This window comes from Pseudomonas sp. I2, from assembly GCF_040984075.1.
Taxonomy (GTDB): Bacteria; Pseudomonadota; Gammaproteobacteria; order Pseudomonadales; family Pseudomonadaceae; genus Aquipseudomonas; species Aquipseudomonas guariconensis_B.
In genome coordinates, this window is sequence record NZ_JBCGFQ010000050.1 from 24,180 (window position 1) to 39,023 (window position 14,844).

At 65.7% G+C, this 14,844-nt stretch carries 14 protein-coding genes; 6 read left to right on the plus strand and 8 right to left on the minus strand.

The features are described 5' to 3' along the window. Positions 1-7: 7 nt before the first annotated feature. From WCE05_RS21355 to WCE05_RS21375, 5 genes are all read right to left on the minus strand, one after another. Positions 8-1,240: an electron transfer flavoprotein subunit alpha/FixB family protein gene (locus WCE05_RS21355; RefSeq protein WP_253081701.1), complete on the minus strand. Its 1,233-nt coding sequence runs from the start codon at positions 1,238-1,240 to the stop codon at positions 8-10. After that, on the minus strand, positions 1,240-3,189 hold the full coding sequence (gene dgcB, locus WCE05_RS21360; RefSeq protein WP_368816519.1) for a dimethylglycine demethylation protein DgcB: 1,950 nt from the start codon (positions 3,187-3,189) through the stop codon (positions 1,240-1,242). The genes WCE05_RS21355 and dgcB overlap by 1 nt, the downstream gene beginning before the upstream one ends. A gap of 199 nt (positions 3,190-3,388) precedes the next feature. After that, positions 3,389-5,449 carry a dimethylglycine demethylation protein DgcA gene (dgcA, locus tag WCE05_RS21365; RefSeq protein WP_225786535.1) on the minus strand — a complete coding sequence of 687 codons (2,061 nt, stop codon included), beginning with the start codon at positions 5,447-5,449 and terminating at the stop codon, positions 3,389-3,391. A gap of 15 nt (positions 5,450-5,464) precedes the next feature. After that, on the minus strand, positions 5,465-5,995 hold the full coding sequence (locus WCE05_RS21370) for a DUF5943 domain-containing protein (protein WP_368816520.1): 531 nt from the start codon (positions 5,993-5,995) through the stop codon (positions 5,465-5,467). A 77-nt stretch (positions 5,996-6,072) separates the two neighbouring features. Then, entirely contained in the window at positions 6,073-7,050 is a 978-nt protein-coding gene (locus WCE05_RS21375; RefSeq protein WP_087501964.1) for a dipeptidase, read from the minus strand. 287 nt (positions 7,051-7,337) lie between these two features. Here WCE05_RS21375 and WCE05_RS21380 point away from each other — a divergent pair, with 287 nt between their 5' ends. Beyond that, positions 7,338-7,739, plus strand: a complete 402-nt coding sequence (locus WCE05_RS21380; RefSeq protein ID WP_253081700.1) for a lysozyme inhibitor LprI family protein — start codon at positions 7,338-7,340, stop codon at positions 7,737-7,739. Between the two features lie 21 nt (positions 7,740-7,760). Here WCE05_RS21380 and WCE05_RS21385 read toward each other — a convergent pair whose 3' ends face one another. Beyond that, a complete protein-coding gene (locus WCE05_RS21385) occupies positions 7,761-8,726 on the minus strand; it encodes a GlxA family transcriptional regulator (RefSeq protein ID WP_253081699.1) in 966 nt (321 codons plus the stop codon). Positions 8,727-8,872: 146 nt separating this feature from the next. Here WCE05_RS21385 and WCE05_RS21390 point away from each other — a divergent pair, with 146 nt between their 5' ends. The 5 genes from WCE05_RS21390 to WCE05_RS21410 all read left to right on the plus strand — a co-directional run bounded on the left by WCE05_RS21390 (position 8,873) and on the right by WCE05_RS21410 (position 12,875). Beyond that, positions 8,873-9,817: a choline ABC transporter substrate-binding protein gene (locus tag WCE05_RS21390; RefSeq protein ID WP_368816521.1), complete on the plus strand. Its 945-nt coding sequence runs from the start codon at positions 8,873-8,875 to the stop codon at positions 9,815-9,817. Positions 9,818-9,937: 120 nt separating this feature from the next. Continuing rightward, a complete protein-coding gene (locus WCE05_RS21395) occupies positions 9,938-10,822 on the plus strand; it encodes a 3-keto-5-aminohexanoate cleavage protein (RefSeq protein WP_225786540.1) in 885 nt (294 codons plus the stop codon). Positions 10,823-10,839: 17 nt separating this feature from the next. Next, the gene (locus WCE05_RS21400; protein ID WP_253081698.1) at positions 10,840-11,805 is read left to right on the plus strand and encodes an L-carnitine dehydrogenase; all 966 of its coding nucleotides are present in this window, start codon (positions 10,840-10,842) and stop codon (positions 11,803-11,805) included. 10 nt (positions 11,806-11,815) lie between these two features. Further along, the gene (locus WCE05_RS21405) at positions 11,816-12,286 is read left to right on the plus strand and encodes a thioesterase family protein (protein ID WP_225786542.1); all 471 of its coding nucleotides are present in this window, start codon (positions 11,816-11,818) and stop codon (positions 12,284-12,286) included. Between the two features lie 331 nt (positions 12,287-12,617). Continuing rightward, entirely contained in the window at positions 12,618-12,875 is a 258-nt protein-coding gene (locus WCE05_RS21410) for a hypothetical protein (RefSeq protein ID WP_225786543.1), read from the plus strand. Positions 12,876-13,069: 194 nt separating this feature from the next. On the opposite strand, the gene WCE05_RS21415 is transcribed toward WCE05_RS21410, so the two are convergent. Together WCE05_RS21415 and WCE05_RS21420 are read right to left on the minus strand one after the other, a co-directional pair. Next, on the minus strand, positions 13,070-14,176 hold the full coding sequence (locus tag WCE05_RS21415; protein ID WP_225786544.1) for a GlxA family transcriptional regulator: 1,107 nt from the start codon (positions 14,174-14,176) through the stop codon (positions 13,070-13,072). 390 nt (positions 14,177-14,566) lie between these two features. Beyond that, on the minus strand, positions 14,567-14,844 hold a 278-nt coding region (locus tag WCE05_RS21420), incomplete at its 5' end, for an L-serine ammonia-lyase, iron-sulfur-dependent, subunit alpha (protein WP_368816522.1).

Here is a 14,844-nt window from a genome sequence, read left to right on the forward strand (position 1 = left end):
CGTGCCCTTATGCCGCGTCGCGCTGGCTGGCGCTGCGGTAGTTGTCCACAGCCTCGATCAGCGCCTGGAGAATCGCCGAGCTGTCGCCAATCACTGACAGGTCGGCCCGTTTGATCATGTCGCAGCCTGGGTCCATGTTCACTGCCACCACCTTGTCGCAGGCGCCGATGCCTTGCAGGTGCTGGATCGCGCCAGAGATACCCACAGCCACGTAGACCCGTGCGGTCACCCAGGTACCCGTGGCGCCGACCTGGCGGTTACGCGGCATGAAACCGTCGTCCACCGCCACCCGCGACGCCCCCTCGGTGGCGCCGAGCGCAGCGGTTGCCTTGTGGAAAAGCGCCCAGTCCTTGACCCCGTTGCCGCCGGAGACGATGAACTCGGCCTCGGCCATGGCGATGGCTGCCGGGTCCACGGCCACCGGGCCAAGGTCCTCGATGCGCGACAGGCTGCGGGCCACGCTTGTGGACAACTCCACCGGCAGTGCCTCGTGGCGGGTTTCGCTGACCGGCTCGGCGCACTCGGCGGCGGCCAGGATCAACCGCGCCAAGCCACGTTGCAGGTCTTGCTGGCCGGCCCCGGCGCGGCCGATGCACTGGCCGTCCTTGACCTGCCAGACCCGCGTCGCCGGGCGCTCGCCGAGCGCGGCGGCCAGGCGCCGACCGAGTTCGCCACCGCCGGTGCGGCTGTCGGGCAACAGCCAGTGACGTGGCGAGAACTGGTTATCCACAGCGCGCAGGCCCTGCACCAGTTGCTCCGGTGCATAACCTTCGAACGCCTCGCCCTCGATGACCAGCAGGCGATCGACACCGGCTGTGGAAAAGTTGCTCTCCTTGTGCTCGCCGAAGACGATAGCCAGCACCGCGCCGTCGCTGCCCGCCAGGCTGTGGGCAAGCCCGAGCAGGTCGCGGTCGTGGCTGCCCAGACGGCCGCCGACCATGTCCGGCACCACGGCGATGTAGAACGCCGGCTCCGCGACCTGGTGCAATGGCAGTTGCACCTGGGCACCAGCACTGCGCCGTGCCCCACCGCTGGTGCCCTGCTGGGCGCCGCTGCGGTCGATGCGCTTGATGCCGCTGGGGCCGATGAAGCCGGCGGCGATCGCATGAGGGTTCTTGCGGATGAGGCCGTTGGGCCCCATCCAGCTAGTCTGCTGGGTCTGCATCGCCGCATGCAGCGGGTGCAGGCGGTTACGTGCGATCCACTCGGCACGAGGGTCGCGGCGGATGATGTCGCTCATCAGTGCACCTCCGCAGGTTCACGTTTGGCCACCTGGGGCTTGGTCGCCGGGGTGTCGTCTTCGATCAGCACGTCGGCCACCAACTCGGCCAGGTCCTTGATCTGCGGGCGGGGTTCGACCACGCCTTCGAGCATCGCCGTGCATTGCGGGCAACCCACCGCCACCAGCTCTGCCTCGGTCTCGCGGATGTCGTCCATGCGCATGTCGGGGATACGCTGCTTGCCCGGTATGTCGGTGATCGGCGCACCGCCGCCACCGCCGCAGCAGCGGGAGCGCAAGCCCGAGCGCTGCATCTCGCGGACCTCGATGCCCAAGGCCTTGAGCACCTCGCGCGGGGCTTCGTATTCGCCGTTGTAGCGGCCCAGGTAGCACGGGTCGTGGTAGGTGACGCTGCCCCCCTTGTGCTGGCCCAGGTTGAGCTTGTTGGCGGCGATCAGCTCGGCGATGTAGGTGCTGTGGTGCTGCACCTGGTACTCGCCGCCCAGGGCGCCGTATTCGTTCTTCAGCACATGGAAGCTGTGCGGGTCGCAGGTGACGATGCGCTGGAAGCGGTACTTGCTCAGCGTCTGGATGTTGCGCCGGGCCAATTGCTGGAAGGTCGCCTCATCGCCCAGACGGCGCGCCACGTCACCGCTGTCGCGCTCCTCCAGGCCGAGCACGGCGAAGTCCACGCCAGAGGCCTTGAGCACCTTGACGAAGGCGCGCAGGGTGCGCTGGTTGCGCATGTCGAAGGCACCATCGCCGACCCAGAACAGTACCTCGGTGTTCTTCACCTCGGACAGCAGCTGGAGGTTGAGGTCGGCCGCCCAGTTCATCCGCCCGCCAGGGTTGAAACCGCCGGGGTTGTCGGTGGCGATCAGGTTGTCCAGCACCTCGGCGCCCTTGTTCGGGGTCGCGCCCTTCTCCAGGGTGAGGTGGCGGCGCATGTCGACGATGGCATCGACGTGCTCGATCATCATCGGGCACTCCTCGACGCAGGCGCGGCAGGTGGTGCACGACCACAGGGTCTCGGCATCGACCAGGCCATTGACGATCGGCTGGTGCGGATGGCCGCCATGCTCGCCGATCGGCTTGCCCGGGTAGGGGCTGCCGGCGAAGGTGGCGTCGGTGCCACCGGCCAGGCCGATGACCATGTCCTGGATCAGCTTCTTCGGGTTCAGCGGCTGGCCGGCGGCGAACGCCGGGCACATGGCCTCGCACTTGCCGCACTGCACGCAGGCGTCGAAGCCCAGCAGCTGGTTCCAGGTGAAGTCCACCGGTTTTTCCACGCCCAGGGGCGCATTCGGGTCTTCCAGGTCCAGCGGTTTGAGGCCGGTGGAGCGGCCACCGCCGAAGCGCTCGGCGCGGCGGTGCCAGGCCAGGTGCAGGGCGCCGGCGAAGGCGTGCTTCATCGGCCCACCCCAGGTCATGCCGAAGAACAGCTCCGACACGCCCCACAGCACGCCCACGCCGAGCAGCGCCACCAGCAGCCAGCCGCCCGTGCCCTCGGGCAGGATGCCGGCCACCGGCAAGGTGGCGACGAAGAAGCTCGCGGCGAACACCAGCAGGCTCTTGGGCAGGCGCATCCAGGGGCCCTTGGACAGCCGCGAAGGCGGGTCCAGGCGCCGCTTGAAGACGAAGATGGCGCCACTGAACATGATCACCGTGGCCACCAGCAGGGCGTAACCGAGGATCTTGCTCTGCAGGCCGAAGCCGTGCACCAGGATCGCCAGCACTGCCGACAGGACGAAGCCGCCCGCCGTGGCCACGTGGGTCTTGGACATGTACTTGTCGCGCTCGACCACATGGTGCAGGTCCACCAGGTAGCGTCGCGGCATGGCCAGCAGGCCGCCGATCAGGTTGACCTTGGACGGCCGGCCACGCCGCCACATGCGCACCCGGCGCAGGGCGCCGAGCACCGCCAGCACAAGGGCAGCGAACAGCAGGATGGGTAGAAGGGTGTTCAACATCGCTAGGCACCTTTGAGCTGCGAGCTGCAAGCTGCAAGCCGCAAGAAAAAGCCGAGTCGCTCTTGCTGGCTGCTTACAACGGCTGGCTCATCGCTGTTACGCAGAATCGTTTCCAAGCAACTCTCGGAGCGATGGCCGCAAGCAGAAGCGATGAGGACTGCTTCTGCTTGCCGCTTGCCGCTCGAAACTTGCAGCTAGCCTAGAAATCCTTGCACAGGCGCAAGGCGTCATAGATCGCCGCATGCACGTTACGCTGGGCCACGCAGTCGCCGATGCGGTATAGCAGGTAGCCCTCGCCCGGCTGGCTGAGGATCGGCTGCGGCTGGATGGCGAACAACGCCTCGATGTCGATCTGGCCCTTGTTGCGCGAGCCGTCCTTGAGCGCGTAGTAGAGTTCCTCGTCCGGCCGCACGCCGTTTTCCACCACCACCTGGTCGAGCACGCGCTCTTCCTTGGCGCCGGTGTACTCGTTCTCCAGCACCGCGATCACCTTGTCGCCCTCGCGGTAGACCTTTTCCAGCATCATGTCGCCGGTCATGATCACCTCTTTCGGATAGAGGCTGCGGTAGTAGGTCGGGAAGGTGGTGCCGCCCATGGCCACACCCGGCTTGATGTCGTCGGTGACGATCTCCACCTGGCAGCCCTTGTCGGCCAGAAAGTCCGCCGTGGACATGCCGGTGAACTCGCAGATGGTGTCGTACACCAGCACGTTCTTGCCCGGCGCGACCTTGCCGTCGAGGATGTCCCAGCTGCTGACCACCAGCCCTTCGGCGGCGCCCCAGTGCTCGTTCTGCTCGACGAACGGATGGCCGCCCACCGCCAGCACGACGATGTCCGGGCGCAGGTCCATGATGGTCTGCGCATCCGCCGCGGTGCCCAGGCGCAGGTCGACCTTCAGGCGGGCGAACTCCAGCTGGTACCAGCGGGTGATGCCGGCGATCTGGTCACGCTGCGGTGCCTTGGCGGCGATGGTGATCTGCCCGCCAATCTGCTCCTTCTTCTCGAACACGGTGACGTCGTGGCCGCGCTCGGCCGCCACGCGGGCCGCCTCCATGCCGGCAGGGCCGGCGCCGACCACCACCACCTTGCGCTTGGGCCCGGTGGACTTCTCGATGATGTGCGGCACGCCCATGTATTCACGGGAGGTCGCGGCGTTCTGGATGCACAGCACATCCAGGCCCTGGTACTGGCGGTCGATGCAGTAGTTGGCACCGACGCACTGCTTGATCTGGTCGACCTGGCCCATCTTGATCTTGGCGATCAGGTGCGGGTCGGCCATGTGCGCGCGGGTCATACCGACCATGTCCACGTAGCCGCCTTCGAGGATGCGCGTGGCCTGGTTCGGGTCCTTGATGTTCTGCGCGTGCAGCACCGGGACCTTGACCACTTCCTTGATGCCGGCAGCCAGGTGCAGGAACGGCTCCGGCGGGTAGCTCATGTTGGGGATGACGTTGGCCAGGGTGTTGTGGGTGTCGCAGCCCGAGCCGACCACGCCGATGAAGTCGAGCATGCCGGTGGCGTCGTAGTACTTGGCGATCTCCTTCATGTCCTCGTGGCTCAGGCCATCGGGGTGGAATTCGTCGCCGCAGATGCGCATGCCCACGCAGAAGTCGTCACCGACCTCGGCGCGCACCGCCTTGAGCACTTCCAGGCCGAACTTCATGCGGCCTTCGAAGCTGCCGCCCCATTCGTCGGTACGCTTGTTGACCCGTGGGCTCCAGAACTGGTCGATCATGTGCTGGTGCACCGCCGACAGCTCGACGCCGTCCAGGCCGCCTTCCTTCGCCCGGCGCGCGGCCTGGGCGTAGTTGCCGATGACCCGCCAGATCTCCTCCACCTCGATGGTCTTGCAGGTGGCACGGTGCACGGGTTCGCGGATGCCCGACGGCGACATCAGGGTCGGCCAGTTGAAGCCGTCCCAGCGCGAGCGCCGGCCCATGTGGGTAATCTGGATCATGATCTTGGCGCCATGCTTGTGCATGGCGTCGGCCAGGTTCTGGAAGTGCGGGATGATCCGGTCGGTCGACAGGTTCACCGACGACCACCACTCCTGCGGGCTGTCGATGGCCACCACCGACGAACCGCCGCAGATGGCCAGGCCGATGCCGCCCTTGGCCTTCTCTTCGTAGTACTTGACGTAGCGCTCGGTGGTCATGCCGCCGTCGGTGGCGTAGACCTCGGCGTGCGCGGTGCTGAGCACGCGGTTGCGGATGGTCAGCTTGCCGATCTGGATCGGCTGGAACATTGCTTCGAATGCCATGACGCTCTCTCCGGCTTACAGCGGCTTGACGATGAACAGGCCGTCGTCGTGGCCTTCTTCCGACCCGCCGTAGACCTGTTCGGCCACGGTGCGGATGGAACTGCCACGGGCAGCCAGGATCTGGTCCATGGCACCGGCGAACCAGCCGGTGAACATGTAGTCGACCTTGCGGCCGACCTTGCCGTAGACGTAGACGAACGCCGAATGCTCGAGCTTGACGCTGGCGGTGCCCTTGTCCAAGTCGATGTCCTGGATCTCGAACAGGCCCCAGCCGCGCTGGGACAGGCGCTTCATGTAGTGCTCGAACACCGCCACGCCTTCCAGGCCATGGCATTCGGCTTCTTTTTCGCACCAGTGCCAGGCCGACTTGTAACCGGCCTTGTAGAGGATCTCGGCGTAGGCGTCAGCGCCCAGCACTTCCTCGATGCCCATGTGGTTGTTGACGAAGAAATGCCGTGGCACGTAGAGCATCGGCAGGGCATCGGTGGTCCAGACACCGGTCTCGCTGTCGACTTCGATTGGCAATTGCGGGGCGATCTTGGCCATGGAAACTCAACTCCATAAAAATTTTTGTTGGATGCCCCGACGTTGCTGGCCGGGGCTTTTCAGGCTTGGAGAGCGGCTTACTCGCCCCAGACGTCCTTGAGGACATTCACCCAGTTCTCACCCATGATCTTGCGCACCACCCGTTCGGAGTGGCCGCGCTTGAGCAGGGTCTCGGTGAGGTTGGGGAACTCGCCGACAGTGCGGATCCCCAGCGGGTTGATGATCTTCCCGAAATTGGTCAGGCGACGGGCGTAACCCTTGTCGTGGGTCAGGTACTCGAAGAAGTCCTGGCCGTGGCCCTGGGTGAAGTCGGTGCCGATGCCGATGGCGTCCTCACCGACGATGTTCATGGTGTACTCGATGGCCTCGGCGTAGTCGTCGATGGTCGAGTCGATGCCCTTGGCCAGGAACGGCGCGAACATGGTCACGCCGACGAAGCCGCCGTGGTCGGCGATGAACTTCAGCTCTTCGTCCGACTTGTTGCGCGGGTGCTCCTTCAGGCCCGAGGGCAGGCAATGGGAATAGCAGACCGGCTTCTTCGACTCGAGGATGACTTCCTCGCTGGTCTTGGAGCCGACGTGGGACAGGTCGCACATGATGCCGACGCGGTTCATCTCGGCGACGATCTCGCGACCGAAGCCCGACAGGCCGCCGTCGCGCTCGTAGCAGCCGGTGCCCACCAGGTTCTGGGTGTTGTAGCACATCTGCACGATGCCCACGCCCAGCTGCTTGAACACGTCGACGTAGCCGATCTGGTCTTCGAAGGCGTGGGCGTTCTGGAAGCCGAAGAGGATGCCGGTCTTGCCCAGCTCCTTGGCCTTGCGGATGTCGGCGGTGGTGCGCACCGGCATGACCAGGTCGCTGTTCTCGCGGATCAGCTTCTGGCTGGCGGCGATGTTGTCGACGGTGGCCTTGAAGCCCTCCCAGACCGATACCGTGCAGTTGGCCGCGGTCAGGCCACCCTTGCGCATGTCCTCGAACAGCTCGCGGTTCCATTTGGCGATGATCAGGCCATCGATGACGATGCTGTCGGCGTGAAGTTCGGCTGGGCTCATCAGGCTGTCCCCTTTTATTGACTTGGGCCACGCCGAACCTTGTGCCGGCGCTTTGGGGCCAGCATATGCCTGCCGCCCGAGGCGCCCCGGTGCAAAAACGACAGGGGGTTTGCCGAAAGCGTCAATGAGCGACAGGGCGCGCTCTGGCACGGCGTGTGGCGATGAGAGCGACTCTCGACAACCGTCGTTTTTGGCCATTCATGAACATTTGCGTCGGGAGCTACCGCAGCGTCGCAGGCTGAGCGAGAATCGCCTGCGATTCGTCAGCCTGTTTAAGGAGAAAACGGATGAAATCAATGGCATGGCTGGTGTTGCTGAGCGTGGCCCTGGGTGCCCAGGCCGGCGAGGAGGAAAGCACGCCCTGCGACAACGTCGAGACCGATCAGCAGGGCTATGCCTGCGCCGCCTTCAACAAGCACACCGCCGAGCGGGAGCTGAAGGCGGCCTATGACGAACTGGTCCAGCGCATCCGCGACCAGTATGCGGACGAAGTCGGCCAGGCCACGGCGCTGATCGAGCGAATGGACGCTGCCGAAAAACTCTGGGTGCAGCTGCGTGATGCCGACTGCAAAGTCGAGACCTTTGCAGGGAAGCCTGGCAGCCAGGCGTTCGAGGCGGCCTGGAACACCTGTATCGCCCAGCGTAGCGATGAGCGATCGGAGTACCTGCAGTCCATTGGCCAGCCATGATCTCGACGGCGCGCCCAACTGTCATTTGGGGCCGCTTCGCGCCCCATCGCCGGCTTGCCGCCGATCCTCCCTGGGACAGCGCTCGAAGCGTGCCCGGTAGCAACGGGTGAAATACGACGCCGACTCGAACCCACAGGCCACCCCCACCTCCAGCACGCTCATGTCGGTCTGGCGCAGCAACTGCCGCGCCTTGTCCAACCGCAGGCGCAGATAGAAGCCGCTGGGCGTGTCGTCCAGATGCAGGCGGAACAGCCGCTCCAGTTGCCGCCGGGTGACCTGCACGGCCTCGGCCAGCACCTGGGTATTGAGCGGCTGCTCGGTGTTGCGCTCCATCTCGCCGATCACCCGCACCAGCTTCTTGTTGCTGATGCCGTAGCGCGAGGCGATTTGCATGCGCTGGTGGTCCTGGCGCGGGCGGATGCGCCCGAGCACGAACTGCTCCGACACTTGCACCGCCAGTTCGCTGCCATGGCCCTGGGCGATCAGGTCGAGCATCAGGTCGATGGAGGCGGTGCCGCCGGCGCAGGTGATGCGCCGGCGGTCGATCTCGAACAGCTCCTGGGTCGCCTGCAGGCGCGGGTAGCGCTCCTTGAAAGCCTCCAGCGCCTCCCAGTGCAGGGTCGCCCGATACCCGTCGAGCAGGCCGGCCTCGGCCAGCACCACCGCGCCGGTATCGATACCGCCAAGGATCACCCCCTCATGGTCGAGACGGCGCAGCGCCTGTTGCAGCACAGGGCCGTAGCAGGCCAACGGCTCGAAGCCGGCCACCACCAGCAGCATACTGCCCCGCTCGCCCTCGCCCAGGGCGCCGTCGACGTTCACCGACATGCCATTGCTCGCCTGCACCGCGTCACCCTCCAGGCTCAGCACTCGCCAGCGGTACAGCGGCCCGCGAAAACGGTTGGCCACGCGCAAGGGCTCCAGCGCCGAAATGAAGCCCATGGCCGAGAAGCCCGGCAACAGCAGGAAGTGGATGGTTTGCGGCATTGATATGTTCCACGGCAGAAGTGGTCGCTTGTGTGCAATTGTTGGTCGCCAGGGTGCGATTTTCCACCCTGCCAGCAGCGTAGCGTGTTCACACGGCCCACAGAGGCCGATCCCATAACAATATGCACTGCCGTTGGAGAGCCACCATGCACAGCTTGATCCGCCGCAGCCTGTTGTCCCTCGCCCTGAGCAGCACCCTTGCCACGCCCCTGTTCGCCGCCGAGCCCGCCGTTTGCAAGAACGTACGCCTGGGCGTGGTCAACTGGACCGATGTCATCGCCACCAGCGCCATGGCCCAGGTCCTGCTCGATGGCCTGGGTTACCAGACCAAGCAGACCAGCGCCTCGCAGCAGATCATCTTCGCCGGGATCCGCGACAAGCGCCTGGACATGTTCCTGGGCTACTGGAACCCGATCATGACCCAGACCATCACCCCGTTCATCCAGGCCGGGCAGGTCAAGGTCCTCGACAGACCCAGCCTGGACGACGCCCGGGCCACCCTGGCGGTGCCGAAGTACCTCGCCGACAAGGGCCTGAAGAGCTTCGCCGACATCCACAAGTTCGAGAAGGAACTGGGCCGCAAGATCTACGGCATCGAGCCTGGCTCCGGGGCCAACACCCAGATCAAGGCCATGATCGCCAAGAACCAGTTCGGCCTGGGCAAGTTCCAGCTGGTCGAGTCCAGCGAGGCCGGCATGCTCGCCGCGGTCGACCGGGCCGTACGGCGCAAGCAGGCGGTGGTGTTCTTCGGTTGGGCGCCGCACCCGATGAACGTCAACATCGACATGACCTACCTCGATGGCAGCCAGGATGCCCTGGGCCCCGACGAAGGCCGTGCCACGGTGTGGACCGTCACCGCGCCGGACTATGCCGAACGTTGCCCCAACGCCCACCGCCTGCTGGCCAACCTGAGCTTCAGCGCCGAGGACGAGAGCCGCATGATGCAGCCGCTGCTCGACCACAAGGACCCGCTGGAGTCGGCCCGCCAGTGGCTCAAGGACCACCCCGAGGACAAGGCGCGCTGGCTGCAAGGCGTGACCACCTTCGATGGCAAGCCCGCGGCCGAGAACCTCAAGCTCACCGCCAACTGACCCGGCCTCATCGCCGGCAAGCCAGCTCCCCCAGGCGCTCCACGCACCAGGGCTCACCACGCCCTGTGGGAGCCGGCTTGCCGGCGATTGGGCCACCACCGACACCACAAGGAACACACCATGAACCACGACGTCATCATCACCTGTGCCCTCACCGGCGCCGGCGACACGGTCGCCAAGAGCCACCTCGTCCCTGTCACGCCCAAGCAGATCGCCGAATCCGCCGTGGAAGCCGCCAAGGCCGGCGCCACCGTGGTCCATTGCCACGTCCGCGACCCCGAGACCGGCCGTTTCAGCCGCGACGTGGCGCTGTACCGCGAAGTGATGGAGCGCATCCGCGAGGCCGACGTGGACGTGATCGTCAACCTCACCGCCGGCATGGGCGGCGATCTGGAGATCGGCCCTGGCGAAACACCCATGGCCTTCGGCCCGGGCACCGACCTGATCGGCCCACTGGAGCGCCTGGCCCACGTGGAGGCACTGCTGCCAGAGATCTGCACCCTCGACTGCGGCACCCTCAACTTCGGCGACGGCAACGCCATCTACGTCTCCACCCCGAGCCAACTGCGTGCCGGCGCCAAGCGCATCACCGAGCTGGGCGTGAAGGCCGAGCTGGAAATCTTCGACACCGGCCACCTGTGGTTCGCCAAGCAGATGATGAAGGAAGGCCTGCTGGACGACCCGCTGTTCCAGCTGTGCCTGGGCATCCCGTGGGGCGCGCCGGCGGACACCACCACCATGAAGGCCATGGTCGACAACCTGCCCGCCGGTGTGACCTGGGCCGGCTTCGGCATCGGCCGCATGCAGATGCCCATGGCGGCCCAGGCCGTGCTGCTCGGCGGCAACGTACGGGTGGGGCTGGAAGACAACCTGTACCTGGATCGTGGCGTGCTGGCCAGCAACGGCCAGTTGGTCGAACGCGCGGCGGAAATCATCACCCGCATGGGCGGCCGTGTCCTCAGCCCGGCAGAAGGCCGGGAAAAGATGAACCTCAAGCGCCGCTAATTCAGGAGCCGTTCGACATGCCTTACATCACCGAGATCAAGACCTTCGCCGCCCTGGGTAGCGGCGTCATCGGCAGCGGCTGGGTCGCTCGCGCCCTGGCCCACGGCCTGGACGTGGTCGCCTGGGACCCGGCCCCCGGCGCCGAGCAGGCCCTGCGCAAGCGCATCGCCAATGCCTGGCCAGCCCTTGAGAAACAAGGCCTGGCGCCCGGCGCGGCGCAGGACCGGCTGACGTTCGTCAGCACCATCGAGGCGTGCGTGCGCGACGCCGACTTCATCCAGGAAAGCGCCCCGGAGCGCCTGGACCTCAAGCTCGACCTGCATGCCAGGATCAGTGCCGCGGCCAAACCCAACGCGATCATCGGTTCCAGCACCTCGGGGCTGCTGCCGAGCGAGTTCTACGAGTCGTCCACCCACCCCGAGCGCTGCGTGGTAGGCCACCCGTTCAACCCGGTGTACCTGCTGCCGCTGGTGGAGATCGTCGGCGGCCAGCGCACCGCCCCCGAGGCCATCGAAGCCGCGAAGACCATCTACACCGCGCTGGGCATGCGCCCGCTGCACGTGCGCAAGGAGGTTCCCGGCTTCATCGCCGACCGCCTGCTCGAAGCGCTGTGGCGCGAGGCCCTGCACCTGGTCAACGATGGTGTGGCCAGCACGGGCGAGATCGACGACGCGATCCGCTTCGGCGCCGGCCTGCGCTGGTCGTTCATGGGCACCTTCCTGACCTACACCCTCGCCGGTGGCGATGCTGGCATGCGTCACTTCATGTCGCAGTTCGGCCCGGCGCTCAAGCTGCCCTGGACCTACCTGCCGGCCCCGGAACTGACCGACAAGCTGATCGACGATGTGGTCGAGGGCACCGCCGAGCAGTTGGGCGAGCACAGCATCGCCGCGCTGGAGCGCTACCGTGACGACACCCTGCTGGCGGTACTGGAGGCGGTGAAGCACAGCAAGGCCCAGCACGGCATGGCCTTCGGCGATTGAGGAGCACCTGATGCCAGCACTGACCACCTACCGCACTCCAGTCCAGGAGGGCTGGGTCGACTACAACGGCCATCTGCGCGATGCCTATTACCTGCTGATCTTCAGCTACGCCACCGATGCGCTGATGGAGCGCATCGGCCTGGATGCCGACAGCCGTGGGCAGAGCGGCCATTCGCTGTTCACCCTGGAGGCGCACATCAACTACCTGCATGAGGTGAAGCTCGGCACCGAGGTGTGGGTGCAGACGCAGATCGTCGGCTTCGACAAGAAGCGCCTGCATGTGTACCACAGCCTGCACCGGGCAGGGTTCGACGAGGCGTTGGCGGCCAGCGAGCAGATGCTGCTGCATGTGGACCTGGCGGGGCCGAAGTCGGCGCCGTTTGGCGAGCGCAGCGTGGCGTTGCTGCAAGGGTTGCGGGAGGCACAACGAGACCTGCCGCCTGCCGAGTTCGTCGGGCGCGTGATGCGCTTGCCTGGTTGACCGATGCCAGTTGGGGCCGCTGTGTCGCGAAAGGCGCGCACAGCGGCCCCGAAGGTATGTACCGCAGAAAAAAATAACCCCGGAAAGCCGTGAGCATCCGGGGCCAAGAGCGAGCAACATCCACTTTGCATGAGCGAGGGTGACCAAACCCTCCGTTGCCGTGAATGACCCCAGTGTGCGGCCTCTGCGGGCCGTCGATTTAGCCGGGAACGACCTGTTCTTAGCCAAAGCAGCCATTGCGACACACTGCCCTTGCGGGCATGTCGCCGTGGACACAGAATCGGTCGTGAATCACAGCAGCACTCTCTTAGCGATAAAAGGGACAACAGCCATGATGCATGCGGATTTGATCGATCAGGACGACCTGCTGGGCCAACTGCGCGCCCTGGGCTTCGAGATGCCGGCCGGGGCCAGTGCCGAACAGGCCTGCGAGGTCGCCGTGCGCGGCCTGACCGAACCCAATGCCCGGGCCCTGCGCGGCATGGTCGAGCAGATGTACACCGGCAGCGCCACCATCCTCCCGGCCGTGCGCCAGGCCATCGACAAGCAGCTGTTGCCGGCGTTGGCGCAGTTCAACAAACGCGCCTGATTGGCTAATGCTGTTCACTTAAGTCCGATGTGACATCGATTGGGGCTGCCTTGCAGCCCTTCGCGGGCAAGCCCGCTCCCACAGGGTCGTGCATTTGCAGCGTACTTGTGGGAGCGGGCTTGCCCGCGAAGGGCCGCAAGGCGGCCCCAATTGCTTAAGTGAACAGCATTAGCCTGATTGGCGGCCCCAACAGCTCAGAGCCTCACACTGGCAAACGTCGACTCGTTGCGCGCCTGGCTCAGTGCCCCCAGCGGCCCACCATGGGGCGACAGGGCCATGGCCTGCGGGATCGGCATCATCGCCACCTGTTGCGCGGTATTGGAGCCGACACGCTCGTCACGCGGCGGAATGCCGAAGTATTCGCGGTAGCACTTGGAGAAGTGCGGCGTGGACACGAACCCGCACACCGACGCCACCTCGATGATCGACATGGGCGTCTGCTTGAGCAACTGACGCGCACGGATCAGCCGCAGCTTCAGGTAGTAGCGCGACGGCGAGCAGTGCAGGTACTTCTGGAACAGGCGCTCGAGCTGGCGCCGCGACACCGAGACGTACACGGCCAGCTCGTCCAGGTCGATCGGCTCCTCCAGGTTGGCCTCCATCAGCGCAACGATCTCCTGCAGCTTCGGCTGGTTGGTGCCGAGCATGTGCTTGAGCGGTACGCGCTGATGATCCTGTTCGTTGCGGATGCGCTCGTAGACGAACATCTCGGAGATCGCCGCCGACAGTTCGCGGCCATGGTCGCGGCTGATCAGGTGCAGCATCATGTCCAGCGGCGCGGTACCGCCGGAACTGGTGAAGCGGTTGCGGTCGAGGGTGAACAGACGGGTGCTCATGTTGACCCGCGGGAAGGCCTCCTGCATGGCCGCCAGGCATTCCCAGTGCACGCTGCAGTCGAAACCGTCGAGCAGGCCTGCACAGGCCAGCGCCCAGCTGCCGGTGCACACCGCACCCAGGCGGCGCGACTGGCGGGCCTGGGCCTGCAGCCAGGTGACGTGCTCACGGGTCACCGAGCGCTGGATGCCGACGCCACCGCAGACGATCACGGTATCCATCGGCGGCGCGCTGTGCATGGCCGCATCGGGGGTGATCTGCAGGCCATCGCTGGCCCAGACCTGGCCGCCATCGACCGTCAGGGTGTGCCAGCGGTACAGCTCGCGGCCGGACAACTGGTTGGCCATACGCAGGGGCTCGACCGCGGACGCCAGGGAAATGAGGGTGAAGTTGTCCAGCAGGAGAAAGCCGATGGACTGGGGGGCTGTGCGGTTCTGGGTTGGATTCCCGGAGGTGTACGACGTCATCGCGATTTCTCCTCACACAAATGCAGGGTGTGCCTCAGGCGGGCACTGTTTCTTGTAATGGCCCCGATTCGGATGCAGGGGCTTTGCCAATCTCGACGCAAACGCCGTGCCTGAAATTGAACGGCTATCCAAAAAAACTCAAAAACGACGTCGTCATGCGACGTGTAGAGCTTTTCTGGCGAGGTGGTAGGTAAACGCAAACAGGCGCGCCAGCGCCTTTGCATGTAACTGCTGAGCAATTCGGTAGCACTTGTGGGAAAGATGCCCAGAAGCGACATACTTGAGTGTCACCGACAACGACACCTCTGGTAGCGACAGCCGACGGCCGGTGGGTGTCGGCCGCTGCGCCAACAGGTGGCACAGCGGCCTGGAACGGGCGAAAACGGCGCATCAGCACTCGATGGCGCTGACCGCCAGGCCACCGCGCGAGGTTTCCTTGTACTTGTCGTGCATGTCGGCACCGGTGTCGCGCATGGTGCGAATCACCTGGTCGAGGGAGATGAAGTGCTCGCCGTCGCCACGCAGGGCCATCTGCACCGCGTTGATCGCCTTGACCGCGGCGATGGCGTTGCGCTCGATGCACGGCACCTGGACCAGGCCGCCGACCGGGTCGCAGGTCAGCCCCAGGTTGTGTTCCAGGGCGATCTCGGCGGCGTTCTCCAACTGCG

Excerpts from the sequence above, each read along its gene's own strand:
- WCE05_RS21400 (WP_253081698.1), top strand. The coding sequence starts at position 10,840 with ATGCCTTACATCACCGAGATCAAGACCTTCGCCGCCCTGGGTAGCGGC.
- WCE05_RS21375 (WP_087501964.1), bottom strand. The coding sequence starts at position 7,050 with ATGAGCCCAGCCGAACTTCACGCCGACAGCATCGTCATCGATGGCCTG.
- WCE05_RS21355 (WP_253081701.1), bottom strand. The coding sequence starts at position 1,240 with ATGAGCGACATCATCCGCCGCGACCCTCGTGCCGAGTGGATCGCACGT.
- dgcB (WP_368816519.1), bottom strand. The coding sequence starts at position 3,189 with ATGTTGAACACCCTTCTACCCATCCTGCTGTTCGCTGCCCTTGTGCTG.
- WCE05_RS21380 (WP_253081700.1), top strand. The coding sequence starts at position 7,338 with ATGAAATCAATGGCATGGCTGGTGTTGCTGAGCGTGGCCCTGGGTGCC.
- WCE05_RS21405 (WP_225786542.1), top strand. The coding sequence starts at position 11,816 with ATGCCAGCACTGACCACCTACCGCACTCCAGTCCAGGAGGGCTGGGTC.
- WCE05_RS21410 (WP_225786543.1), top strand. The coding sequence starts at position 12,618 with ATGATGCATGCGGATTTGATCGATCAGGACGACCTGCTGGGCCAACTG.
- WCE05_RS21415 (WP_225786544.1), bottom strand. The coding sequence starts at position 14,176 with ATGACGTCGTACACCTCCGGGAATCCAACCCAGAACCGCACAGCCCCC.
- WCE05_RS21390 (WP_368816521.1), top strand. The coding sequence starts at position 8,873 with ATGCACAGCTTGATCCGCCGCAGCCTGTTGTCCCTCGCCCTGAGCAGC.
- dgcA (WP_225786535.1), bottom strand. The coding sequence starts at position 5,449 with ATGGCATTCGAAGCAATGTTCCAGCCGATCCAGATCGGCAAGCTGACC.
- WCE05_RS21385 (WP_253081699.1), bottom strand. The coding sequence starts at position 8,726 with ATGCCGCAAACCATCCACTTCCTGCTGTTGCCGGGCTTCTCGGCCATG.
- WCE05_RS21395 (WP_225786540.1), top strand. The coding sequence starts at position 9,938 with ATGAACCACGACGTCATCATCACCTGTGCCCTCACCGGCGCCGGCGAC.
- WCE05_RS21370 (WP_368816520.1), bottom strand. The coding sequence starts at position 5,995 with ATGGCCAAGATCGCCCCGCAATTGCCAATCGAAGTCGACAGCGAGACC.